This window comes from Limnobacter sp. SAORIC-580 (assembly GCF_013004065.1).
GTDB lineage: Bacteria > Pseudomonadota > Gammaproteobacteria > Burkholderiales > Burkholderiaceae_B > Limnobacter > Limnobacter profundi.
Genome location: NZ_CP053084.1, coordinates 1,499,840 through 1,519,075, shown reverse-complemented (window position 1 = coordinate 1,519,075; position 19,236 = coordinate 1,499,840). Strand labels below are relative to the sequence as shown.

Below are 19,236 nucleotides of genomic sequence, written 5' to 3'. Positions count from 1 at the left end.
TTTCACCTGTCTCGTTGTCTGGTTTCTTCTTACATGCTCAATGGCTGCTCGCTGATCTCGCTTACAGCAATTGGATGGCTTAGTTTTTTTCGCGGTTCATCAACAATACATTCACTGGGATCGATGTCTGTGGGAAGCGTCGAAACCTTCTGAAAAAGATTGCTTGATTTGAATAGGAGGATGTTCAAAATGAAAGCAAATGAACTACTGGAACAAATTCGCGAAGCCAATTTATCTTACCTGCTTCTGGCCAAACAACTCATCAACGAAGACAAAGCCGAGGCCATCATTCGCCTGGGTATTGATGAAAACACAGCCGACCTGCTGGACCAACTGACCACCGCACAGGTTTTGCGCATTGCAGCAAACGACGTGCCCATGTGCAGCATTCGGTTCGAGGACCCCGCCGTGTGGAAACTCCTCTGCGACCACGGAAAAGAACGCGCAATTTCAGGCATGCATGCTGCCATTTTGATGGCTGGCCGCAGCGCCCAAATTGCAGCTTAAGCGCACTTAGAAAACAACCGTGGTTCATGCACCTGCGGGTGCGCTGGAGAACAAACATGTCCAAGATTAAATCTTTGATGGCTGAGGCCGTGCAGATCAAACTTGCTTCTGACCTGATCAAGCTGGACGCCCGCTTGCAGGTTCTTGAAAGCGAAACCCAATTGTCGCGTGAACGCCTGATTCGCCTGTACAAGGAAATCAAGCAAAAATCGCCACCCAAGGGCATGCTGCCCTTCTCCACAGACTGGTTCATGACCTGGCAACCCAATATTCACTGTTCGCTGTTCATGAATTTTTACTCCACTTGCATCAAGCACACCGACCTTGAAGACGGCGAATGCCTGGTCAAGGCCTATAAGCTTTATCGCGAGCAGATCACTGCCTTGGGCCTGCCCGAAGTGTTGTCCCTAACCCGCGCATGGCGCCTCGTGAAGTTTTTTGATGTTGGCATGTTGACCACCACGGCCTGTAAAACCTGCGAAGGGAACTTTGTGGTGCACACCTATGACCTAGTAGGTAACTATGAGTGCGGTTTGTGCAACATGCCCTCACGGGCAGGAAAAACCAAACAAGACGCAGCCACCCGCTTCTTCAATGAAGAAAGCATGCTCGAAACCGCTTAAAGAATTGAATTGCAGTGCCGTTGTACCAAGCAGTAGCTTGTTTTTTGTCTCTCTCCCCTGTCCGTAGTACAAGGACACTTTAAACACCTGTCAGCGATTGCTCACAGGTGTTTTTTTTAAGCCATGAAGCGGGCAAGAATTTGACGGCTTCGGGCGTCCAGCGCAAACATGTCTTCGATGATGAACTGCATGCCATTGGCATGCGTCAGCACCAGCCGGCTACCCCCCAAGCGTCGAATGCTTTCATCTGTGGGCAACTCAAACTTGCAGGGTCCTTTGTCCGTTTCCAGGGTCCAGATGCTTGGTGTGGAGTAGGTGGATACCGAGGTAATTTGAAGCACTGTGGGCCTGAATTCGCGCACCGCCAGGTAGTTTTTCACCACGGCCTGCGAGTCGGCATCCAATTGATCAAGCCGGTCCAGCCAGGCCAATTCTTTGCTGTACTCATCCACAATCGAAATGCTTTCGTCAGGTGCAGAGAACGGAAAGGCCAATACTGGCATCACCTGGTCGGCCACCAATTCATGACCTTTGTACAAGGCCAGCTTGCCCTGTGTTGATTCACGCAATCGCCAGTCAGTCATATTGGGCTTGCTCCTGCTTCAGTTTTTCCTGGGCCTGGTGCAAATGCCAGAAGTGTGATTTCGCCGCCAGCAATTCATCGTGCGGGCCTTCTTCCACCACCTTGCCACGGTCCATCACCACAATGCGGTCGGCTTTGCGCAAGGTTGAAAGCCGATGTGCAATCGCAATAGTGGTTCTTCCCTGCACCAGGTTGTCCAAGGCCTTTTGAATTTCCTTCTCGGTTTGCGAATCGACCGAGCTGGTGGCCTCGTCAAGAATGAGAATTTTAGGATCGATCAACAAGGCACGCGCAATGGAAATTCGCTGGCGCTCACCACCCGACAAGCTTTGTCCACGCTCGCCCACCAGGGAGTCATAACCGTGCTGGAGGCGTAAAATAAACTCGTGAGCATGCGCAAGCCGCGCTGCCGCGATGATTTCTTCACGGGTGGCATCGGGGCGCCCGTAGGCAATGTTTTCAGCAATGGTACCGAAGAACAAATAAGGCTCTTGCAACACCAGGCCGATGTTTCTGCGGTAGCTGGCCATTTCAATCTGACGAATGTCAATGCCATCGGCCAGCACTTCGCCATCACTTACATCGTAAAAACGGCACAACAAATTCACCAACGTTGACTTGCCAGAACCACTGTGGCCCACCAAACCGACCATTTCACCCTGCTTCACCTTCAAGTTCACACCATCAAGCACTTGACGACTTCCGTACCGGAAAGACACATTGCGCAATTCAAGCTCGCCTTTGAGCTGATCAATGTGCACAGGGTTCTCGGCTTCTGGCACTGACGACTTGTAATCGAGAATATCGAAAATCCTTTTCGAGCCCGCTGCCGCTTTTTGGGTGACAGACACAATTCGGCTCATGGAATCAAGCCGCGTATAAAAGCGGCCAATGTAGGCGAGGAAAGCCGTTAACACACCCACCGTGATGTCATTGTTCATGATCATCCAAATACCGGAGGCCCAAATCACCAAGATACCCAGCTCAGTCAGCAGGCTGACCGTGGGCGCAAACAGCGACCAGGTTTTGTTGATGCGGTCATTCACCTCCAGATTGCGGGTGTTGGCCTTCAGAAAGCGATCCGACTCCCTGCGTTCTTGTGCAAAGGCTTTTACAACTCGAATACCCGGAATGGTGTCGGTCAAAATATTCGTAACCTCACCCCAAACGCGGTCAACTTTCTCAAAACCTGTGCGCAGCTTTTCGCGAACCAGGTGAATCATCCAGGCGATGATTGGCAAAGGCAGCAAAGTCAGCAAAGCCAGCTCGAAATCTATGTTCATGAGAATGATGGCAGTCATCACGATCATGATCACGTCGGTGATGAAATCGAGCGCATGCAGTGAAAGGAACAAATTGATTCGGTCAGTTTCCGCACTCACGCGCGCAATCAAATCGCCTGTGCGTTTCGCGCTGAAATAATCCAGCGACAAACTCATCAAATGATTGAATGTGGTGGTACGCAAATCCGAACCGATACGCTCGGAAACCAAAGCCAAAAGGTAGGTTCTTGCCCAGCTCAAGCCTGCGGCAACCACAGCCGATATCAACAAACCACTGAGATAAAACGTAGCCAGTTCAGTGTTCATGGGTTGGCCGTTCTGGAATGGAATCAGTACTTCGTCCATAAGTGGCATTGAAAGATAAGGCGCCACCAGCGTTGCAGCAGTTGACAGCAATGTCAGAATCAGCCCGGCAAACAAACGCCAGCGATACGGGTGTGCAAAGCGCCACAAGCGCAACAGTGCCCGTGAAGAAACGGGCTCTTCAAACCCGGCATCATCCAGTTCTTCATCGGCCAGCAAGCGCGGCACCGGGTGCTGAATTTGGGCAGTGTGTGCTGTGCCCTGCTCAAACTCACGCACGGCTGTCTCCAGCAACTCCACAAATTCTTCAAGTGCGCGATGCAAACTGAAGCTGGCATAGAAGCGAAATACCTGCCCGGAATCGACTTGAATCAGGACCGTAGAAAGACCGGAATGATCGGACATGGAAATTTTCTCAATGCTTGAGAAATGTGCCTTGAAAACAGGCACCTGCAATTCCTTGTCTACCACAATTAATTCATGGGCGTTAAAGGCTACAAGGCTGCGAGAAAACTCACGCCGAGTGTTCATGTCAGCCACAAACACCGCTTGGGTTGGTGAATTGGCGGCCCAAACCTCTGAAAGGCGTTGTACTTCGTTTTCAGACGGTGAAAATCCAACGATTTTCAATGAGATTACCCCCTCAGTTCGCGAATTCGCTGATGTTACACCACTATTTCCAGCGACACGGAGTTAACATTGATCGAAAATCCAATCCTCGAAAACAAACCTGCCGACACTCAGCTTATGACGCAAAAACGCCTTGTAATACTCCGAACCATGTGGCTTGACGGCCCGAATATCTGGACCTATCGAAGTTGCATTGAAGCGTTGGTGGATATTCAAGAACTGGAACAATTTCCTTCCAACCTGTTGCCAGGATTTTACGAGCGATTAACGGCTTTGTTACCCGGTTTGGTTGACCATCGCTGTGGAATTGGTGAACCGGGAGGATTCCTCTTGCGGGTTCGCGAAGGCACCTACGCGGCCCACATGCTCGAACACATCGTGATTGAACTGCACACGCAGGCTGGCCTTGAAGTGGGGTTTGGTAAAGCCCGGATGACCAGCAAGGAAGGCGTGTACAAAATGGTGTTTCGCACCCCCGACCCGGTCGTTGGCATGGCTTGCCTGGAGGCGGGTGTGCGTTTGTTGCACGCTGCAATCGAAGGTGCGGAGTACGATCTACAGGCCGAGCTGAAAGTGATCAAGCACCACTGCGACATGCATGGCTTGGGGCCCAGCACACAACATATTCTGGATGCAGCTTACGAGCGTCGCATTCCGATTGTTCGCCTGAACGACGGCAATCTGGTTCAACTGGGCCACGGCAACAAGCAGCAGCGAATCTGGACTGCCGAAACATCCAAAACTTCAGCCATTGCCGAAGGCATTGCCGCCGACAAAGACCTGTGCAAGGAACTGTTGGCGCAATGTGGCGTACCCGTTCCTGAGGGGGAAATGGCCAAGAGCCCCGAGCACGCTTGGGAAATTGCACAGGATATCGGCGTGCCCGTGGTTGTGAAGCCAGTCGATGGCAACTGGGGGCGCGGCGTTTCACTTGAGCTGACCAAAGAAGAAGATGTAAAAACTGCATGGCCACTTGCGGACAAAGAAAGTTACACCGGCGTTATTGTTGAAAAATTCATTCGCGGAACCGAACACCGTGTTCTTGTCGTGAATTACCAGGTGGCTGCCGTATCGCGTGGTGAATTGGTTCATGTGGTGGGCGATGGAAAGTCGACCCTGCAAGAACTTTGCAACCAGCAAATCAACACCGACCCGCGCCGTGGTGAATCTGAAATTTTCCCTTTGCGTCCGGTCAATGTGGAAAAAAACCCGGCTGTATTTCTTGAAGTACAACGTCAGGGATACACAGCAAGCTCTGTAATAGGCGATGGCGTGAAAGTGTTGATCGAGCGCAACAGCAACGCATCCGAAGACGTCACTGATTTGATTCACCCCGAAATTGCACGCTTGTGCTGTATGGCTGCCCGCGTGGTGGGCCTGGATGTGGCGGGCATCGACCTGGTATGCGAGCACATTGACCAATCGCCCAAGGGGCAATCGCTGGCGGTGGTTGAAGTCAATGCTGGACCCGGCTTGCTTATGCACATCAAGCCGGCGAAAGGCCAGGCCCGCAACGTGGGCAAACCGATCATCGAATCGCTGTTCCCAGGTGACGCCAACGGCCGGATTCCTACCATTTCTTACTCGGGCGGCCTTGAAATAGAAGGTTTTGGCCCTGAACTCACAGAAATTCTTGAAGACCAGGGACACAAAGTGGGCCTGGCCTGCGACCAAGGCCTGCTCATGAATGGCCGCACCATCAACAAAGCCCCTTCAGCGAACTGGCAATCGGGCCGCAACTGCCTGATCAACAAGAACCTGGACACCTTGGTGATGCAGGTTAAGGCCAGCACCATTTTGTCGGAAGGCCTGCCTTACGACCGTGCCAGCTTGGCAGTGATCACCAGTCTCGGTGCTATGGATGGGCTGGATGAATGGGATATTCTGACCAAGGAGCAACACTTCAATGTGATGCGCACAGTTGTAGACCTTGTACTGGGCAGCGGCCACGCGGTTGTAAACGCAGACGAAGTCAGCTTGCTGCCATTGAAAGACCTGTGCGATGGAAAGGTGATCTGGATCAGCAGCACCGCAGACAACCCCATTGTTGCGGAACATGTGAAAAACGGAGGCATGGCTGTGGTGTACCAAGGTGAAAGCATTCACTTCATGGGTAGCCGGGCCGAGGCAGAGCAACGCAGCCCGATTCCGCTGAAACAGCCCCCAGTGAGCCTTACAAAAACACTGGCACTTGCAGCCGCTGGTTGGGCAATGGATGTGCCACACCACCTGCTGCGCGCCGATCTTCGGCAGCGCTATTAAACCCAATGCTGATGCACTCAACAGGTTGATGAATTATGAAAATTGAACGCATTCGCGCCCTGCGCGGCCCCAATTTGTGGAGCAAAAACACCAGCATGGAAGCTTTGGTGTTTTGCGAGGAAAATGAGCGCCTTTACGACCGCTTTGCCAACATAGAAATGCGTGTTCGCAGCGCCCTGCCCGGCATCGGTTCGCTACGGGCCACCGGGTTCGAGCAAAGCAACATTGCTTTGGCGCATATATTAAGCCGCGCAGCTTTGCGTTTTCAGGTTGAGGCAGGGTCACAAGTTACCTTCGCCCATGTGGCCGACAACATCACCACCGGCTACTTCCGGGTGGTGGTGCAGTACGAAGAAGAAGATTTGGCCCGTGCGGCATTTGAAGAAGCGCACCAACTTATTCTGGCTGCGCTGGCAGGCGACGATTTCGATGCCAATTCAGCGATTGAACGCCTAAAAGAAATTTATGAAGACTGCAAACTTGGGCCAAGCACTGGCTCGATAGTAAATGCTGCCCTGCGCCGCGGCATTCCCATTCGCCGCCTTACTCAGGGCAGCCTTGTGCAACTGGGCTGGGGTTCAAAAGCGCGCCGAATTCAGGCTGCAGAAACCGACACAACCTGCGCCATTTCTGAAGAAATAGCCCAGGACAAAGACCTGACTAAAACCATTTTGTCCGCAGCCGGAATTCCCACACCCCGCGGCAAACTGGTGAAAACATTTGAAGAAGCCCTGGAAGCCTTTCGTGAACTAACAAAGGCCACCAACAAAGGTGTTGTGATCAAACCCAGCGACGGCAATCAAGGCAAAGGCGTAACTGTCAATATTGTGGACGAAGAGCACTTGCGGGTTGCCTTTGACGCTGCAAAAAAATACGGCAGTGGCGTGCCCATCGTCGAGGAGTTCATTCCCGGCCACGATTATCGCTTCCTGGTGGTGGGCGACAAACTGGTGGCGGCCGCACGCCGCGAACCTCCTTCTGTGGTTGGGGACGGCGTGCACACCATTGCCCAGCTGGTCGAAATTGAAAACCGCAACCCCTTGCGTGGCGAGGGTCACGGCAGTGCATTGAGCAAACTTCGCCTGGATGAAATTGCCATTGCACGAATCAAGAAACAGGGCTTTACAGCTGAATCGGTGCCTGAACAAGGCGTGCGGGTAGTACTTCGCAACAACGCAAACCTGAGCACCGGCGGCAGCGCCACCGATGTGACCGACAACGTTCACCCTGCAATGGCAGAAATGGTGATTCAGGCCGCACAGCAAATTGGTATTGAGGTTTGCGGTGTCGACGTGGTGTGTGAGCGCGTAGACGAATCACTTGAATCGCAAGGTGGCGGCATTGTTGAATTGAACGCTGCACCGGGCTTGCGAATGCACTTGGAGCCATCGATTGGCAAGGGGCGCGATGTGGGCGCAGCCGTGATCGACCTGATGTTCAAGAAAGATGAAAACGGCCGCATTCCAGTGGTAGCAGTCACAGGCACCAACGGCAAAACCACCACGGTTCGCCTGATCGAGCAAATTCTTCGTTACCACAATTTGCGCGTTGGCTTTACGGGCACTGAAGGCGTGGTGGTGAATGGGCACCTGATCGACACAGGCGACTGCAGTGGGCCGAAAAGCGCACACAAGGTGCTGGTGCACCCCGAGGCCGACGCTGCCGTGCTTGAATGTGCGCGTGGTGGCATGCTGCGTGAGGGCTTGGGCTTTGACATGTGCGATGTAGGGATTGTCACCAATATTGGCGAGGGCGACCACCTGGGCCTGAACTTCATTGACAGCGTTGAAGACCTGGCCTTGCTAAAAAGCGTGCTGGTTCAAAACGTGGCACCCAATGGCCTGGCCGTGCTGAATGCAGATGACCGGCATGCCGCCAACATGGCCAAGCTGACCCCAGGACGCGTGCTGTTTTTCACCAGCAACCCAGACAACCCGATTGTGGCCGCGCACAAAGCCAAAGGTCGCCCTGTGATTATTCACGATGGCCGCGTTATCAACATCAGCTACGACGACATGGAAAAAACCATTGACCTGATGGATGTACCGCTAACCAACAATGGCTTGTTTACCTTTCAAGTGCAAAACGTGATGTGTGCTGTGGCCGCCGCCTTGGGCCTGAACGTGCCATTCAACACCATTCGTGCCGCGCTCGGGAGCTTTCAGTCTACTCCCGACACGGTGCCCGGCCGCTTTAACTTCTTCAAGCACAAAGGGGGCTCTGTGATTGCCGATTACGGCCACAACCCCGATGCAGTGTCGACACTGGTCAACACGCTTAAAAACATCCCGGCCGTTCGGCGCACCGTGGTGATCAGCGCCGCAGGCGACCGTCGTGATCAAGACATCATCGAACAAGGTCGCTTGGTGGGTGGCTTTTTTGATCATATCGTGTTGTATGAAGACGCCTGCCAGCGTGGCCGCCCAGATGGTGAAACGCTGGCACTGCTTCAACAGGGCATAGCACTTGCCTCCGGCAACAAAAAACCGTCTGTTGTTGAGGTACGTGGCGAATTCAAGGCCATTCAAATGGCGCTGGACGAAACAGGCCCAGACCATTTGGTGTTGGTCTTGATCGACCAGGTCAATGAAGCATTGCAATACCTGCAGGAAAACACCACAGGCGAGCCCGCACGGGTATCTGCTTAAAGGCCAAGCCGCTTGAGCATGCGGTGAAAGTTACCGGAATCAAGCCCAAGCTGCCGTGCAGCTGCGGCTCGATTTCCATCCGTGTTATCCAGCACCTGCTGTACCAAGGCCCTGGAAAAAGCATCCACAGCATCCCGGTAAGGCATACCTTCTGTCGGGGTGACCATTCCCGCATTCGGAATTGTTGCAAGGCCTTGGGCAGTCAGGGCATGTGTGTGCCCTGCTTCACTCACAAGGTCCAAGTGCTCTAGTTCTACAGTCACCATGGGGCCTGATTCATCCCGACGCGCTTTCAATGCGGCTCGCCCCAAAGTGTGTTCCAATTCCCGCACATTGCCCGGCCAGCTGTAGCGCTTCAGGGCAGCCTCGCACCCCCGCCCCAAGCGAAGGTTTCGCAAGCCCAAACGGCTGCGGTTCTGCTCCAGAAAATAGCCAGCCAGCAACACCACATCGTCTCCGCGTTCGCGAAGTGGCGGAATGTGCAAAGGGTAGGCACACAAACGGTGATACAAATCAGCCCTGAACCGCCCTGCTTTCACTTCAACCGACAAATCGCGATTGCTGGCTGCCACAATACGCACATCTACGCGATGCTCCCTGTCACTGCCCACGCGTTGCACCTGTCCGCTTTGTAAAACCCGCAACAGCTTGGCCTGTGCCGATGCGCTCAGTTCTCCCACTTCATCCAGAAACAAAGTACCACCGTCGGCCAATTCAAACTTGCCTTGGCGATCGCGCTCTGCACCAGAAAATGCGCCTTTAACGTGGCCAAACAATTCGCTTTCAATCAATTGATCTGGCAGTGCCGCGCAATTAATCACCACCAAGGGTAAACTGGCCCGGCTGGACATGGCGTGCAAAGCTTGGGCCACCAATTCTTTGCCCACACCAGTTTCTCCGTGAATCAGAACCGCCAGTTGACTGTTGGCAACAGTCAAAATTTCATGTTTCAGTTCACGAATGGGCATGCTGTCCCCGATCATTTCACGGCGAGACAGCTGAACACCTTCCAGAGCATTCAAACCATTGCCCTCACCCTGCCCCAGCGACAAAGAGTTCGAATGTCGCTCAGTTTTTTCAGTCAGTTCAGCCACATGCACAACCGCCTCGCCCAAACGTGCAAACATGGCCATGGCGCGTTCAACTTTCACATCAAAAACACCGGCCTTCAATGAGTCCAACGTAATGGCACCCCACAATTTGCCATTCACATGCAGGGCGCAACCCATACAGTCGTGCACATTCAAATCCCCGGCGTGCACGCCTTCAAGCAATCCATCATACGGGTCGGGCAAGGTGGACTTGTTCGGGAAATGCGTCACCCCCCGGTAAGTCACAATCGCATTCAAACGTGGATGCTCATTCAATTCAAAGCGGCGCCCAAGGCTGTCGGGAGTCAAACCACGAACAGCCAGCGGCCTCAAGGCCGAGCCTTCCTTTCTCAGCAAGGCACATGCGTTGCCGGGCAATGCTGCAGCCAGGGAATTGACATAGCGCATATAGCGGGTTGATGGATCAAGGTCTGCGCCCAGGTCTTCAATCACTGCCAACACAAAACTGGACATTTCCACGGTTTGATACCTTAATTGTTAATTTAACAACCATTGTTTTAATCACAATATCAAATCGCTGTTGATTAAACAATGATTTGAAATATTTAACAAAATCATATTTCTTTTTACCTATTATTTTCAATGACTTACTAACAACAATGGGTTGGCATGCATCTTGATAGTGTTTGTCACTGAGAATCATGAGTCAGTTTACAATCGAGCAAAAAGGAAAAAAACATGTCAGTTAGCACCGAACAAAAGCAGTGGATCAAAGCAACCATTCCCGCACTTGAACAGGGTGGCGAGGCATTGACCACGCACTTCTACAAACTGATGTTTAGCAAATACCCTGTTACTGCAACCTTTTTTAACCCGGCTCATCAAGAAAAAGGCACTCAACCCCGCGCCTTGGCCAATGCAGTTCTGGCCTACGCCAAACACATCGACAACCCTGCCGTGTTGATGAACGCGGTTACCCTCATCGTCAACAAGCACGTAGCCCTGGGTGTCAAGGCCGAACACTACCCGATTGTGGGCGAATGCCTGCTGCAAGCGATGAAGGAAGTATTGGGCGCCGCGGCCACACCTGAAATTATCGACGCCTGGGCGGCGGCTTATGGCCAGCTCGCCGATATTTTGATCAACGCCGAAGCAAATCTGTATGCCAAACAAGCCATGTCCACCGGAGGGTGGGAGGGGCAACGTGCTTTCACAATTGCCGAAAAAGAGCAAGAAAGCGAACTGGTCACTTCTTTTTATCTGAAACCTTTGGATGGCAAAGAGATCATGGCTTTCAAGCCGGGGCAATACATCACCCTGCACCTGAACGTGAATGGCACAACGGTCATGCGCAACTATTCCCTGTCAGACGCACCCAACGGGCAACACTATCGAATCTCGGTCAAGCGTGAAGAAGGCGGCGTGGTCTCCAACCATTTGCACAAGCACCTGGCCGTGGGCGACACAGTACAACTAAGCCCACCCTGCGGTGAGTTTGTACTCGATGACAGCAAAGACCCCTTGGTGCTAATTACTGCTGGTGTTGGGCTGACCCCCGCCATCGCCATGCTGAAAGCAGCCGCAGGCCAACGCGAGATACGATTTATTCATGCCTGCAAGAATGCAGCGCAACACTCTTTCAAGAACTTGACCGAGCAATTAAGTACCCAGCACAGCAACATTACTGCCGAGTACATTTATGAAAATCAGGATGGTTTACTCAACCCCCAAACCATTGCGAAAAACCTGCCCAACAATGCACAGGTTTACTTTTTGGGCCCAGTTGGCTTTATGGGCGCAGTGAAGAACATGCTGGGCAAGCTGGGCGTACCTGCCGAGCGTCAGCATTTTGAGTTTTTTGGGCCTGCACAAGCCATTTAAAGCCATTCAACAATCAGACTGACAAGCCTTTGGCATGGCCCGAGGCTTGTTTCTGCACAAACTCAAGCAACTCATCAATTTGAAACGATTTGTCAAAAAAGGCCTTCGCGCCCAAGCTTAAACAACGGTGTCGAATTATCAAATTTGAATAGTTGGAAAAAACCACAACGCCAATTCGTCTGTTGTTCCCATCCAGGCTGTCGTGCAGGTTTTTCAGCACACCCAAGCCAGTGCCAGACCGCAATTCCAGGTCCACAATTGCCAAATCGGTGTGATCATCCCTCATCACCGCCAAGGCATCGTTTTCAGACTCCACACTGGCAATCACCTCAACACTGGGAATTTCGCTCAACATGGCCTGTAGCATCGCCTGCAATTCAATGGAGTCTTCCACCAGCAACACACGCAAAGGCAATGAATTTGTACAATTCTGTTTCATGGGCAGACACCTGCAACGCCCCGCCAGCACGAGGGCCAGCAGGGCACTGGGTTAAAGTCGGCTCAATCTGAGCTTATGACTTGGGCTTCAATTCAATCTTGTTGGAAACGGCTTTCACGCCTTCCACCTGCTTGGCCAACACCTCGGCACGCTCAACCTCTGCTTCAGTTCTGGCCTCGCCCGACAGCACCACTACACCTTGCTTGGTTTCCACATTCACACGCAAGGCGCTCACGGTTTCGTCCTCTGCATGTTTGGCCTTCACCTTGGTGGTAATGGTGGCGTCATCCACATACTGTCCCACTGCTTTCATGGGTTCCTTCCCCTGCTCGGCTGCGTACACAGGGCTCAACGCAGACAACGCAACACCAGAGGCGATCAAGGTTTGAGTGATCAATTTTTTCATGGTTGTACTCCTTCAAGGTTATTGAACTGACTACTGACAAGAAATCGAGATCAAAGGTATGTATTGATCAAGCTTCATGCGTTCAATACTACGGAGTGTCCGAACGTTGATCTGTCCGACAAAGACGATTCGCTTGTAGGACCAGTCTGGCCTACCCACCTGATAACAACACAAGGAATATTCAAATGATTCGACTGGCCATTGTTGATGACCATGCAATTGTGCGTGCAGGATTTCGGGAAATGCTCAATGAAGAACTGGGCATGTCCATTCAGTTTGAAGCCGGCACCGCAGAAGAAGCCCAAAACCTGCTGCGTCAACACAACTGTGATGTGTTGATGCTTGACCTGTCCTTGCCCGATCAAAATGGCATCGACCTGCTGCGGGCAGTCAAACAACGCCATGAAGAAACACAGGTGTTGATCATCAGCAGCTTTTCGGAAGAACGCTACGCCTTGTCCATGATTCGTAGTGGGGCGAGTGGCTACTTGTGTAAAGACTGCGACCGCAGCGATCTGATCAATGCGATCCACACAGTGGCGCAGGGTCGGCGCTATATTTCCGCCAACACAGCTGAACTATTGGCCCGTGAAATGGCTGGCGAAAGTGACAAGCCAGCGCATCAGGAACTGTCTGAACGAGAAATGCAGGTTTTCATGCGCCTGGTGAGGGGAGAAAGTGTGTCTACAATTGCACAGGCACTGCACCTGAGCGTAAAAACAATCAGTACTTATCGATCAAGGCTACTTGAAAAACTGGGCGTGAACAGCAATGCCGAGCTGGCCACCTATGCGCACCAACACTGCTTGGTGCTTGATTAAGCAAGCCAAGGTTGTTTAAATGGGCATGTGCACTTCAATGCGTGTGCCTTGGCCCATGCATGAAGCAAGTACCAGCCGTGCATTGAACATTTGGGCGCGGTGTTTCATGCCCGCAATGCCATGGCCATGTAACTCGATGTTCTCGGTGTTAAAACCAATGCCGTTGTCACGCACACTAAGAACTACCATTCCCGGCTTTTCAATCAAGCTCAACTCAACCTTGCTGGCTTTGGCGTATTTCCGGACATTGGTCAACGATTCCTGTGCCACCCGAAACAAAGCCAGCGATTGCTCTGGCGACAAGCTCACGGAATGCTCAGAAAAGTGCATCTCCACTGGCATGTCAATTTCAAACTGCTGCCCCAATGAGCGAAGCGCTTCAACAAGACCGAGACCCTTGAGCAAAGGGGGCTGAAGGTCATCGACCAAACGGCGCGTCAGTGAAATGGTGCTTCCAATGTTTTCAATCAAACGCAGCATCCGCTCTTGAATACTGTCGTCCACGTGAGCACCCAACGATCGTCGCAACCAGCTGGCGTCCATTTTCGCAGCGGTCAACGCCGACCCCATTTCATCATGCAACTCGCGGGCAATGTGCTGGCGCTCCGCTTCCTGCGCAGTGGTCAGGTTGGTGGCCAAATTGCTTAATTCAACGGTGCGCGCCTGCACCTTGGCCTCAAGGCGACTGTTTTCCGTTTTCAACAACTCCTGAATTCTGGCGCGCAAGGCCACCTGCCTTTGTTGCACCACAAACAGGCTTAGGATCAGCAAAAGCGAGGCAGCACCCAGCGCATACCCCACATACTGAATTTTCCCGGCGCGCGCCAAATACATGTTTTCAAGATCCTGATGCGCCTTCTCCCTTCGCGCTTTTAATATCGCAAGGCGAACCCGAATCTCGTCCATCAGTTGCTTGCCAAGCTCACCGTGCTCTTCTGACACAGCCACAGGTGCCTTGCCCTGGCTCAACATATCGCCAAGGTACTGAAACTTCGCATCCACCAAACGCTTCAAGTCCTGCAAATCGGCATGGTCATCCGAGCCTGGCGGAATATCGAAGTTCATGGAGGCCATGAGTGGCTCCAACCGCGCCGCAGCACTGCGGTAAGGCTCAAGATAGATATCGTTGCGCATCAACAAAAAAGACAATGCGCTGGCTTGTGCGTCCACCAGCAATACCCACAATTGGTCCAGACGATCTATGCGCTTTTGATTGATGTCCGACAGGGCCACCACCTCGGCATTCATTCGGGAATGGGTATAAGTGATACCCAACAAGGCAAGCACCATCACGCAGCCAAACGCCAAAAGCCAGTAGGGACGAATTTGACGTTTGACGGATGACGGCATGGTGCTAAGGTTTGGACTTAATCAAGTTAAAAACGAACGTGACCACTGCAAGCACGATGAAAATGAAAAACAAGACCTTGGCAATTTCCACTGCGCCCGCAGCAATACCGCCAAAACCAAACAGGGCTGCAACCAATGCAATGACAAAAAACACAACAGCGTAGTGCAACATAGTCAACTCCTCGGGTTAACAAACGGTTGACGCCTACTGTAAAAGCCATTTGCGAGAAAGTAGGTCGGCCTTCTCTGAACATGGTGTAAGTGACATCCTACAAACCACAAAAAAGCCCGCTTAATCATCGGTTTGCGGGTGGAGAAATCAGTTAAATTCAATTTAAATCATTACGTAACAAAATCACCGTGATTCTTGTCATTGCAAACCCCAAAGCCGGGTATCTCAAAACACGCAACTCAAGTGGCAGTCTTGCGGAAATTCACCGCATCTTGGGCAATGCCGGGCATGTGGCATTAACTCAAAATGCCGCAGAACTGGAGCAGGCGCTTTTGTCCTACAAAGACGCCCCACCCTCGGTCATTGTCCCCTTTGGTGGCGACGGCACTGTTTCAGCGGTACTGGGCGCTGCAGCCAAGGTGTGGGGAGACCATGCAATACCAGCTATTTTCCCCTTGCATGCGGGCACCATGAACATGATTGCCTGGGACGTGTACCCAAAAACAGCACCTCTCAAAGCCCTGCGGTGGTTGGTTGAGCACCAGGCCAACACGCACCTGCACAGCTCGCCGCGTTACCCCATTAAAACCTCCAGTGCACAATATGGCTTTGTGTTTGGTTTTGGCGTCACCGTGAACTTCATGCATGCTTACTACAGCATGGGCAGTGGTCCAATTGCGGCTACAAAACTTTTGGCCAAAATAGCGTGGGGAATCATTCGACGCAGTCCGTTCGTAGAAAACCTGTTCTCTACGGTCAAAGGGCAGCAAGCTCGCGACAATGCCACACCACAAAGGTTTGCATGGCAGGCCTGCCTGGCGCTCAGTATTCAGTGCTTGCCATTGCGGTTTCGTGTTTCTACCAGTGGCGGTAACAAAGCCAAACAAGACATGTGCCTGATTACCGGTGTACCGAACAAACTGCCTCTGGTGCTAAATTTGATCAGAATTTGGTTCGGTGCCATGCCGCGTAGCATTGGCGTGGAACGAAGTACCGTAGCCAAAATTGAATTTCAATTTGATTCGCCCACAGCCTGGCAGCTGGATGGCGATGTGCACGCGCCATTGTCTTCGATTCAAATCAGCAGCGCCCCGGCAGTGCAGTTTGTGGCGATGGAATAAAAAAAGGGATCCCACGCGGGATCCCTTTTTCATTCTGGCGGAGACGAGAAGATTCGAACTTCCGATACCCTTTTGGGGTATGCTCCCTTAGCAGGGGAGTGCCTTCGACCACTCGGCCACGTCTCCAGAAGGCCGAATTATACACGGTTTCGGCCAAAATGTTGAATGCTGGCGCAAATCGCTTTCACGCAAATTGCACCGCATTCCCATCACTCAAAACTCAGCCCAAACTCCCGTTCAAGCCGCTTCTTTTTCCAAACCGAAGGCCTTGTGTAGCGCACGAACTGCCAATTCCATGTACTTGTCGTCGATCAACACCGACACCTTGATTTCAGATGTAGAAATCATCTGAATGTTGATGCCCTCTTCCGACAAGGTTTTGAACATCAGGCTGGCCACGCCCACATGTGAACGCATGCCGATGCCCACAATCGATACCTTGCACACGTTGGTGTCGCCCGCCACTTCACGTGCACCCACGCTACCCTGAATCTTGTTTTTCAACAAATCCATGGTTTTATTGAATTCGTTGCGGTGTACGGTGAAAGTGAAATCGGTGGTGCCATCCGAACCCTGGTTCTGAATGATCATGTCCACGTCGATGTTTGCCTCAGCAACCTGGCCCAAAATTTGGTAGGCCACACCGGGCTTGTCAGGCACGCCACGAATGGTCACTTTTGCTTCATCACGGTTGAAAGCGATACCGGAAACAACAGCCTGTTCCATATGTTCATCTTCCTCAAAAGTAATCAGCGTGCCAGACACTTTTTCTTCGTCCAGCGACATCATTGGGTCGGTCAAGCTAGAAAGCACACGAGTGGGCACACGGTACTTGCCTGCAAATTCAACGGAGCGGATTTGCAGAACCTTTGAGCCCAAAGAGGCCATTTCCAGCATTTCTTCAAAACTCACAACGCGCATGCGGCGTGCCTCGGGCACCACGCGGGGGTCGGTGGTGTACACCCCATCCACATCGGTGTAAATAAGGCACTCAGCCGCACCCATGGCGGCAGCAATGGCCACCGCAGAGGTATCGGAACCACCACGACCCAGCGTGGTTTGGTTACCCGCCTCATCAATGCCCTGGAAACCGGTGATGATCACCACCTTGCCAGCATTCAATTCGGCTTTCACTCGAGTGTCGTCAATCGACTCAATGCGTGCTTTGGTGTGGCTGCTGTCGGTTTTTATAGGTACTTGCCAGCCAGAAAAACTGATTGCTTCCAGGCCTTCAGCCTTCAAAGCCATGGCCAACAAGGCAACAGATGCCTGCTCACCTGTGCAACACAGCATATCGAGTTCTCGGGGATCAGGCTCAGCCTGAATTTCCTTGGCCAGGCCAATTAGACGGTTGGTTTCGCCAGACATGGCCGATGGCACCACCACCATTTGAAAGCCCGCGCGATGCCATTTGGCGACACGCTTGGCTACATTCTTGATACGTTCTGTGGACCCCATGGAGGTGCCACCGTATTTATGTACTATCAGTGACATAGTCAGATCGCCCTGCACAAATAAAAAGCGCGAACCATTTCGCGCTTTTAAATCAATCAGTTGAACATTTTACCCCAAGCGCTGACTTAAAACTGACAAAAGCATGAATTCCGCTTGGTCAAAAGTCAGCGATTGTGAACCCCCGCTTACTGGTTCGCCGAATACCCTAGATTCATTTGCAAGCCACCCGATTCCAATACCTCTGGGTGCTTGCGCATGTATTCCAGGCGATCCAGGTATTCAGTGGTGACATCACCGGTAATGTACGAACCATCAAAACAGCTGGCATCGAAAGTTTGAATTTTTGGATTCAAGTCACGCACAGCACGCTTCATGTCGGCGATGTCTTGATAAAACAGAGCATCTGCGCCAATTTCAGCGCAAATTTCGTCGTCAGTGCGACCTGAAGCGATCAACTCATCGCGCGTGGGCATGTCAATACCATACACGTTCGGAAAACGCACGGGAGGCGCAGCCGAGGCAAAAATTACCTTCTTGGCACCCGCTTCACGAGCCATTTGTACAATTTCCCGGCTTGTGGTGCCGCGCACAATCGAATCGTCTACCAACAGCACTGTTTTGCCTTTGAATTCAACAGAAATGGCATTGAGCTTTTGACGAACGCTTTTTTTGCGAACAGCTTGCCCGGGCATGATGAAAGTGCGGCCAATGTAACGGTTCTTGATAAAACCCTCGCGGTAAGGCACACCCAACTGGTTCGCCAGTTCCAGCGCAGCCGGGCGGCTGGAGTCGGGAATGGGCATAACCACATCAATTTCACCGGCAGGCATGCCCTTGCGAATTTGGTCAGCCAGGTATTCACCCATTTTCACACGGGCTTCATACACGCTAATGCCATCCATCACGGAGTCGGGGCGAGCCAAATAGACGTACTCGAAAATACAGGGGTTCAGCGACGATTTCTCCGCACATTGCTGGGCATGAAGCTTACCGTCGAGATCGACAAACACGGCCTCGCCCGGATCAATGTCGCGCACAAACTCAAAGCCCATGCCCACCAAAGCCACCGATTCTGATGCAAACATGTACTCGGTGCCCTGCTCTGTTTCAGCCTTGCCCAAAGCCAAGGGGCGAATGCCAAACGGATCGCGGAATGCCAACAAACCATAGCCTGCAATTTGAGCCACGCAGGCATACGCACCGCGCGCACGGGCATGCACACCCGCCACCGCGCGGAAAATGGTGACCGGGTCAAGCGAATAGCCTGAGGCATTGGATTGCAGCTCGTGGGCCAACACGTTGAGCAACACCTCGGAATCTGAATTGGTGTTGATGTGGCGGCGATCATTCTTGAACAATTCAGCCTTCAAACGCTCGCTATTCGTGAGGTTGCCGTTGTGGGCCAACACCAAGCCATAAGGGGCATTGACATAGAAAGGTTGCGCTTCATCTGAACTAGCGGCCGAACCAGCTGTGGGGTAACGCACATGGCCAATGCCCATATTGCCGGGCAATGAACGCATATTGCGTGTGCGAAACACGTCGCGTACCAGCCCATTGCCTTTGGACATGGAAAACGAATTGCTGTGCGCAGTGGCAATACCTGCAGCATCCTGGCCACGGTGTTGCAACAACAGCAAGCTGTCGTAAAGAATTTGATTAACAGGAGAAAAACCGGCAATACCGACAATCCCGCACAT

Annotated in this window: 16 protein-coding genes and 1 tRNA gene; 7 read left to right on the top strand and 10 right to left on the bottom strand. The window is 52.3% G+C overall.

All coding sequences use genetic code 11. The features are described from left to right. Positions 1-189: 189 nt before the first annotated feature. Positions 190-507: a flagellar transcriptional regulator FlhD gene (flhD, locus tag HKT17_RS07040; RefSeq protein ID WP_240605703.1), complete on the top strand. Its 318-nt coding sequence runs from the start codon at positions 190-192 to the stop codon at positions 505-507. A 56-nt stretch (positions 508-563) separates the two neighbouring features. Further along, a complete protein-coding gene (flhC, locus tag HKT17_RS07035) occupies positions 564-1,130 on the top strand; it encodes a flagellar transcriptional regulator FlhC (protein WP_171098881.1) in 567 nt (188 codons plus the stop codon). Positions 1,131-1,246: 116 nt separating this feature from the next. Here flhC and HKT17_RS07030 read toward each other — a convergent pair whose 3' ends face one another. Beyond that, positions 1,247-1,714, bottom strand: a complete 468-nt coding sequence (locus tag HKT17_RS07030; RefSeq protein WP_171098879.1) for a cyanophycin metabolism-associated DUF1854 family protein — start codon at positions 1,712-1,714, stop codon at positions 1,247-1,249. Then, positions 1,707-3,830, bottom strand: a complete 2,124-nt coding sequence (locus HKT17_RS07025) for a cyanophycin metabolism-associated ABC transporter (RefSeq protein WP_171101413.1) — start codon at positions 3,828-3,830, stop codon at positions 1,707-1,709. The genes HKT17_RS07030 and HKT17_RS07025 overlap by 8 nt, the downstream gene beginning before the upstream one ends. Positions 3,831-4,079: 249 nt before the next feature. On the opposite strand from HKT17_RS07025, the gene HKT17_RS07020 reads away from it, so the two are divergent. Both HKT17_RS07020 and cphA read left to right on the top strand, forming a co-directional pair. Continuing rightward, positions 4,080-6,191, top strand: coding sequence for a cyanophycin synthetase family protein (locus HKT17_RS07020; RefSeq protein ID WP_240965932.1), 2,112 nt, complete (start codon positions 4,080-4,082; stop codon positions 6,189-6,191). 35 nt (positions 6,192-6,226) lie between these two features. Further along, on the top strand, positions 6,227-8,839 hold the full coding sequence (gene cphA / locus HKT17_RS07015) for a cyanophycin synthetase (RefSeq protein ID WP_171098875.1): 2,613 nt from the start codon (positions 6,227-6,229) through the stop codon (positions 8,837-8,839). Here cphA and norR read toward each other — a convergent pair. Next, the gene (norR, locus tag HKT17_RS07010; RefSeq protein ID WP_171101411.1) at positions 8,836-10,404 is read right to left on the bottom strand and encodes a nitric oxide reductase transcriptional regulator NorR; all 1,569 of its coding nucleotides are present in this window, start codon (positions 10,402-10,404) and stop codon (positions 8,836-8,838) included. The two genes, cphA and norR, sit on opposite strands and share 4 nt — an antisense overlap. A 225-nt stretch (positions 10,405-10,629) precedes the next feature. Here norR and hmpA point away from each other — a divergent pair, with 225 nt between their 5' ends. Continuing rightward, positions 10,630-11,772: an NO-inducible flavohemoprotein gene (hmpA, locus tag HKT17_RS07005; RefSeq protein WP_171098872.1), complete on the top strand. Its 1,143-nt coding sequence runs from the start codon at positions 10,630-10,632 to the stop codon at positions 11,770-11,772. A 13-nt stretch (positions 11,773-11,785) separates the two neighbouring features. Here the strand turns inward: hmpA and HKT17_RS07000 are convergent, their stop codons facing one another. Further along, a complete protein-coding gene (locus tag HKT17_RS07000; protein WP_105028972.1) occupies positions 11,786-12,211 on the bottom strand; it encodes a response regulator in 426 nt (141 codons plus the stop codon). 73 nt (positions 12,212-12,284) lie between these two features. Continuing rightward, positions 12,285-12,617, bottom strand: coding sequence for a BON domain-containing protein (locus tag HKT17_RS06995; protein WP_105028971.1), 333 nt, complete (start codon positions 12,615-12,617; stop codon positions 12,285-12,287). A gap of 185 nt (positions 12,618-12,802) precedes the next feature. On the opposite strand from HKT17_RS06995, the gene HKT17_RS06990 reads away from it, so the two are divergent. Then, the gene (locus HKT17_RS06990) at positions 12,803-13,438 is read left to right on the top strand and encodes a response regulator (RefSeq protein WP_105028970.1); all 636 of its coding nucleotides are present in this window, start codon (positions 12,803-12,805) and stop codon (positions 13,436-13,438) included. Positions 13,439-13,453: 15 nt separating this feature from the next. Here the strand turns inward: HKT17_RS06990 and HKT17_RS06985 are convergent, their stop codons facing one another. After that, positions 13,454-14,788, bottom strand: a complete 1,335-nt coding sequence (locus HKT17_RS06985) for a sensor histidine kinase (protein ID WP_171098869.1) — start codon at positions 14,786-14,788, stop codon at positions 13,454-13,456. A gap of 4 nt (positions 14,789-14,792) precedes the next feature. Beyond that, complete coding sequence (locus HKT17_RS06980; RefSeq protein ID WP_105028967.1) at positions 14,793-14,960, bottom strand: DUF1328 domain-containing protein; 168 nt, start codon at positions 14,958-14,960, stop codon at positions 14,793-14,795. Positions 14,961-15,148: 188 nt separating this feature from the next. Here HKT17_RS06980 and HKT17_RS06975 point away from each other — a divergent pair, with 188 nt between their 5' ends. Beyond that, positions 15,149-16,081 carry a diacylglycerol/lipid kinase family protein gene (locus HKT17_RS06975; RefSeq protein WP_171098867.1) on the top strand — a complete coding sequence of 311 codons (933 nt, stop codon included), beginning with the start codon at positions 15,149-15,151 and terminating at the stop codon, positions 16,079-16,081. Between the two features lie 35 nt (positions 16,082-16,116). On the opposite strand, the gene HKT17_RS06970 is transcribed toward HKT17_RS06975, so the two are convergent. The 3 genes from HKT17_RS06970 to purF all read right to left on the bottom strand — a co-directional run bounded on the left by HKT17_RS06970 (position 16,117) and on the right by purF (position 19,236). Further along, a tRNA-Ser gene (locus HKT17_RS06970) sits at positions 16,117-16,207 on the bottom strand. 111 nt (positions 16,208-16,318) lie between these two features. Next, a complete protein-coding gene (locus HKT17_RS06965; protein WP_105028965.1) occupies positions 16,319-17,575 on the bottom strand; it encodes an aspartate kinase in 1,257 nt (418 codons plus the stop codon). 146 nt (positions 17,576-17,721) lie between these two features. After that, positions 17,722-19,236 carry an amidophosphoribosyltransferase gene (gene purF, locus HKT17_RS06960; protein ID WP_105028964.1) on the bottom strand — a complete coding sequence of 505 codons (1,515 nt, stop codon included), beginning with the start codon at positions 19,234-19,236 and terminating at the stop codon, positions 17,722-17,724.

Coding starts and splice junctions, on each gene's coding strand:
- flhD (WP_240605703.1), top strand. CDS start 190: ATGAAAGCAAATGAACTACTGGAACAAATTCGCGAAGCCAATTTATCT.
- flhC (WP_171098881.1), top strand. CDS start 564: ATGTCCAAGATTAAATCTTTGATGGCTGAGGCCGTGCAGATCAAACTT.
- HKT17_RS07030 (WP_171098879.1), bottom strand. CDS start 1,714: ATGACTGACTGGCGATTGCGTGAATCAACACAGGGCAAGCTGGCCTTG.
- HKT17_RS07025 (WP_171101413.1), bottom strand. CDS start 3,830: ATGAACACTCGGCGTGAGTTTTCTCGCAGCCTTGTAGCCTTTAACGCC.
- HKT17_RS07020 (WP_240965932.1), top strand. CDS start 4,080: ATGTGGCTTGACGGCCCGAATATCTGGACCTATCGAAGTTGCATTGAA.
- cphA (WP_171098875.1), top strand. CDS start 6,227: ATGAAAATTGAACGCATTCGCGCCCTGCGCGGCCCCAATTTGTGGAGC.
- norR (WP_171101411.1), bottom strand. CDS start 10,404: ATGTCCAGTTTTGTGTTGGCAGTGATTGAAGACCTGGGCGCAGACCTT.
- hmpA (WP_171098872.1), top strand. CDS start 10,630: ATGTCAGTTAGCACCGAACAAAAGCAGTGGATCAAAGCAACCATTCCC.
- HKT17_RS07000 (WP_105028972.1), bottom strand. CDS start 12,211: ATGAAACAGAATTGTACAAATTCATTGCCTTTGCGTGTGTTGCTGGTG.
- HKT17_RS06995 (WP_105028971.1), bottom strand. CDS start 12,617: ATGAAAAAATTGATCACTCAAACCTTGATCGCCTCTGGTGTTGCGTTG.
- HKT17_RS06990 (WP_105028970.1), top strand. CDS start 12,803: ATGATTCGACTGGCCATTGTTGATGACCATGCAATTGTGCGTGCAGGA.
- HKT17_RS06985 (WP_171098869.1), bottom strand. CDS start 14,788: ATGCCGTCATCCGTCAAACGTCAAATTCGTCCCTACTGGCTTTTGGCG.
- HKT17_RS06980 (WP_105028967.1), bottom strand. CDS start 14,960: ATGTTGCACTACGCTGTTGTGTTTTTTGTCATTGCATTGGTTGCAGCC.
- HKT17_RS06965 (WP_105028965.1), bottom strand. CDS start 17,575: ATGTCACTGATAGTACATAAATACGGTGGCACCTCCATGGGGTCCACA.
- purF (WP_105028964.1), bottom strand. CDS start 19,236: ATGTGCGGGATTGTCGGTATTGCCGGTTTTTCTCCTGTTAATCAAATT.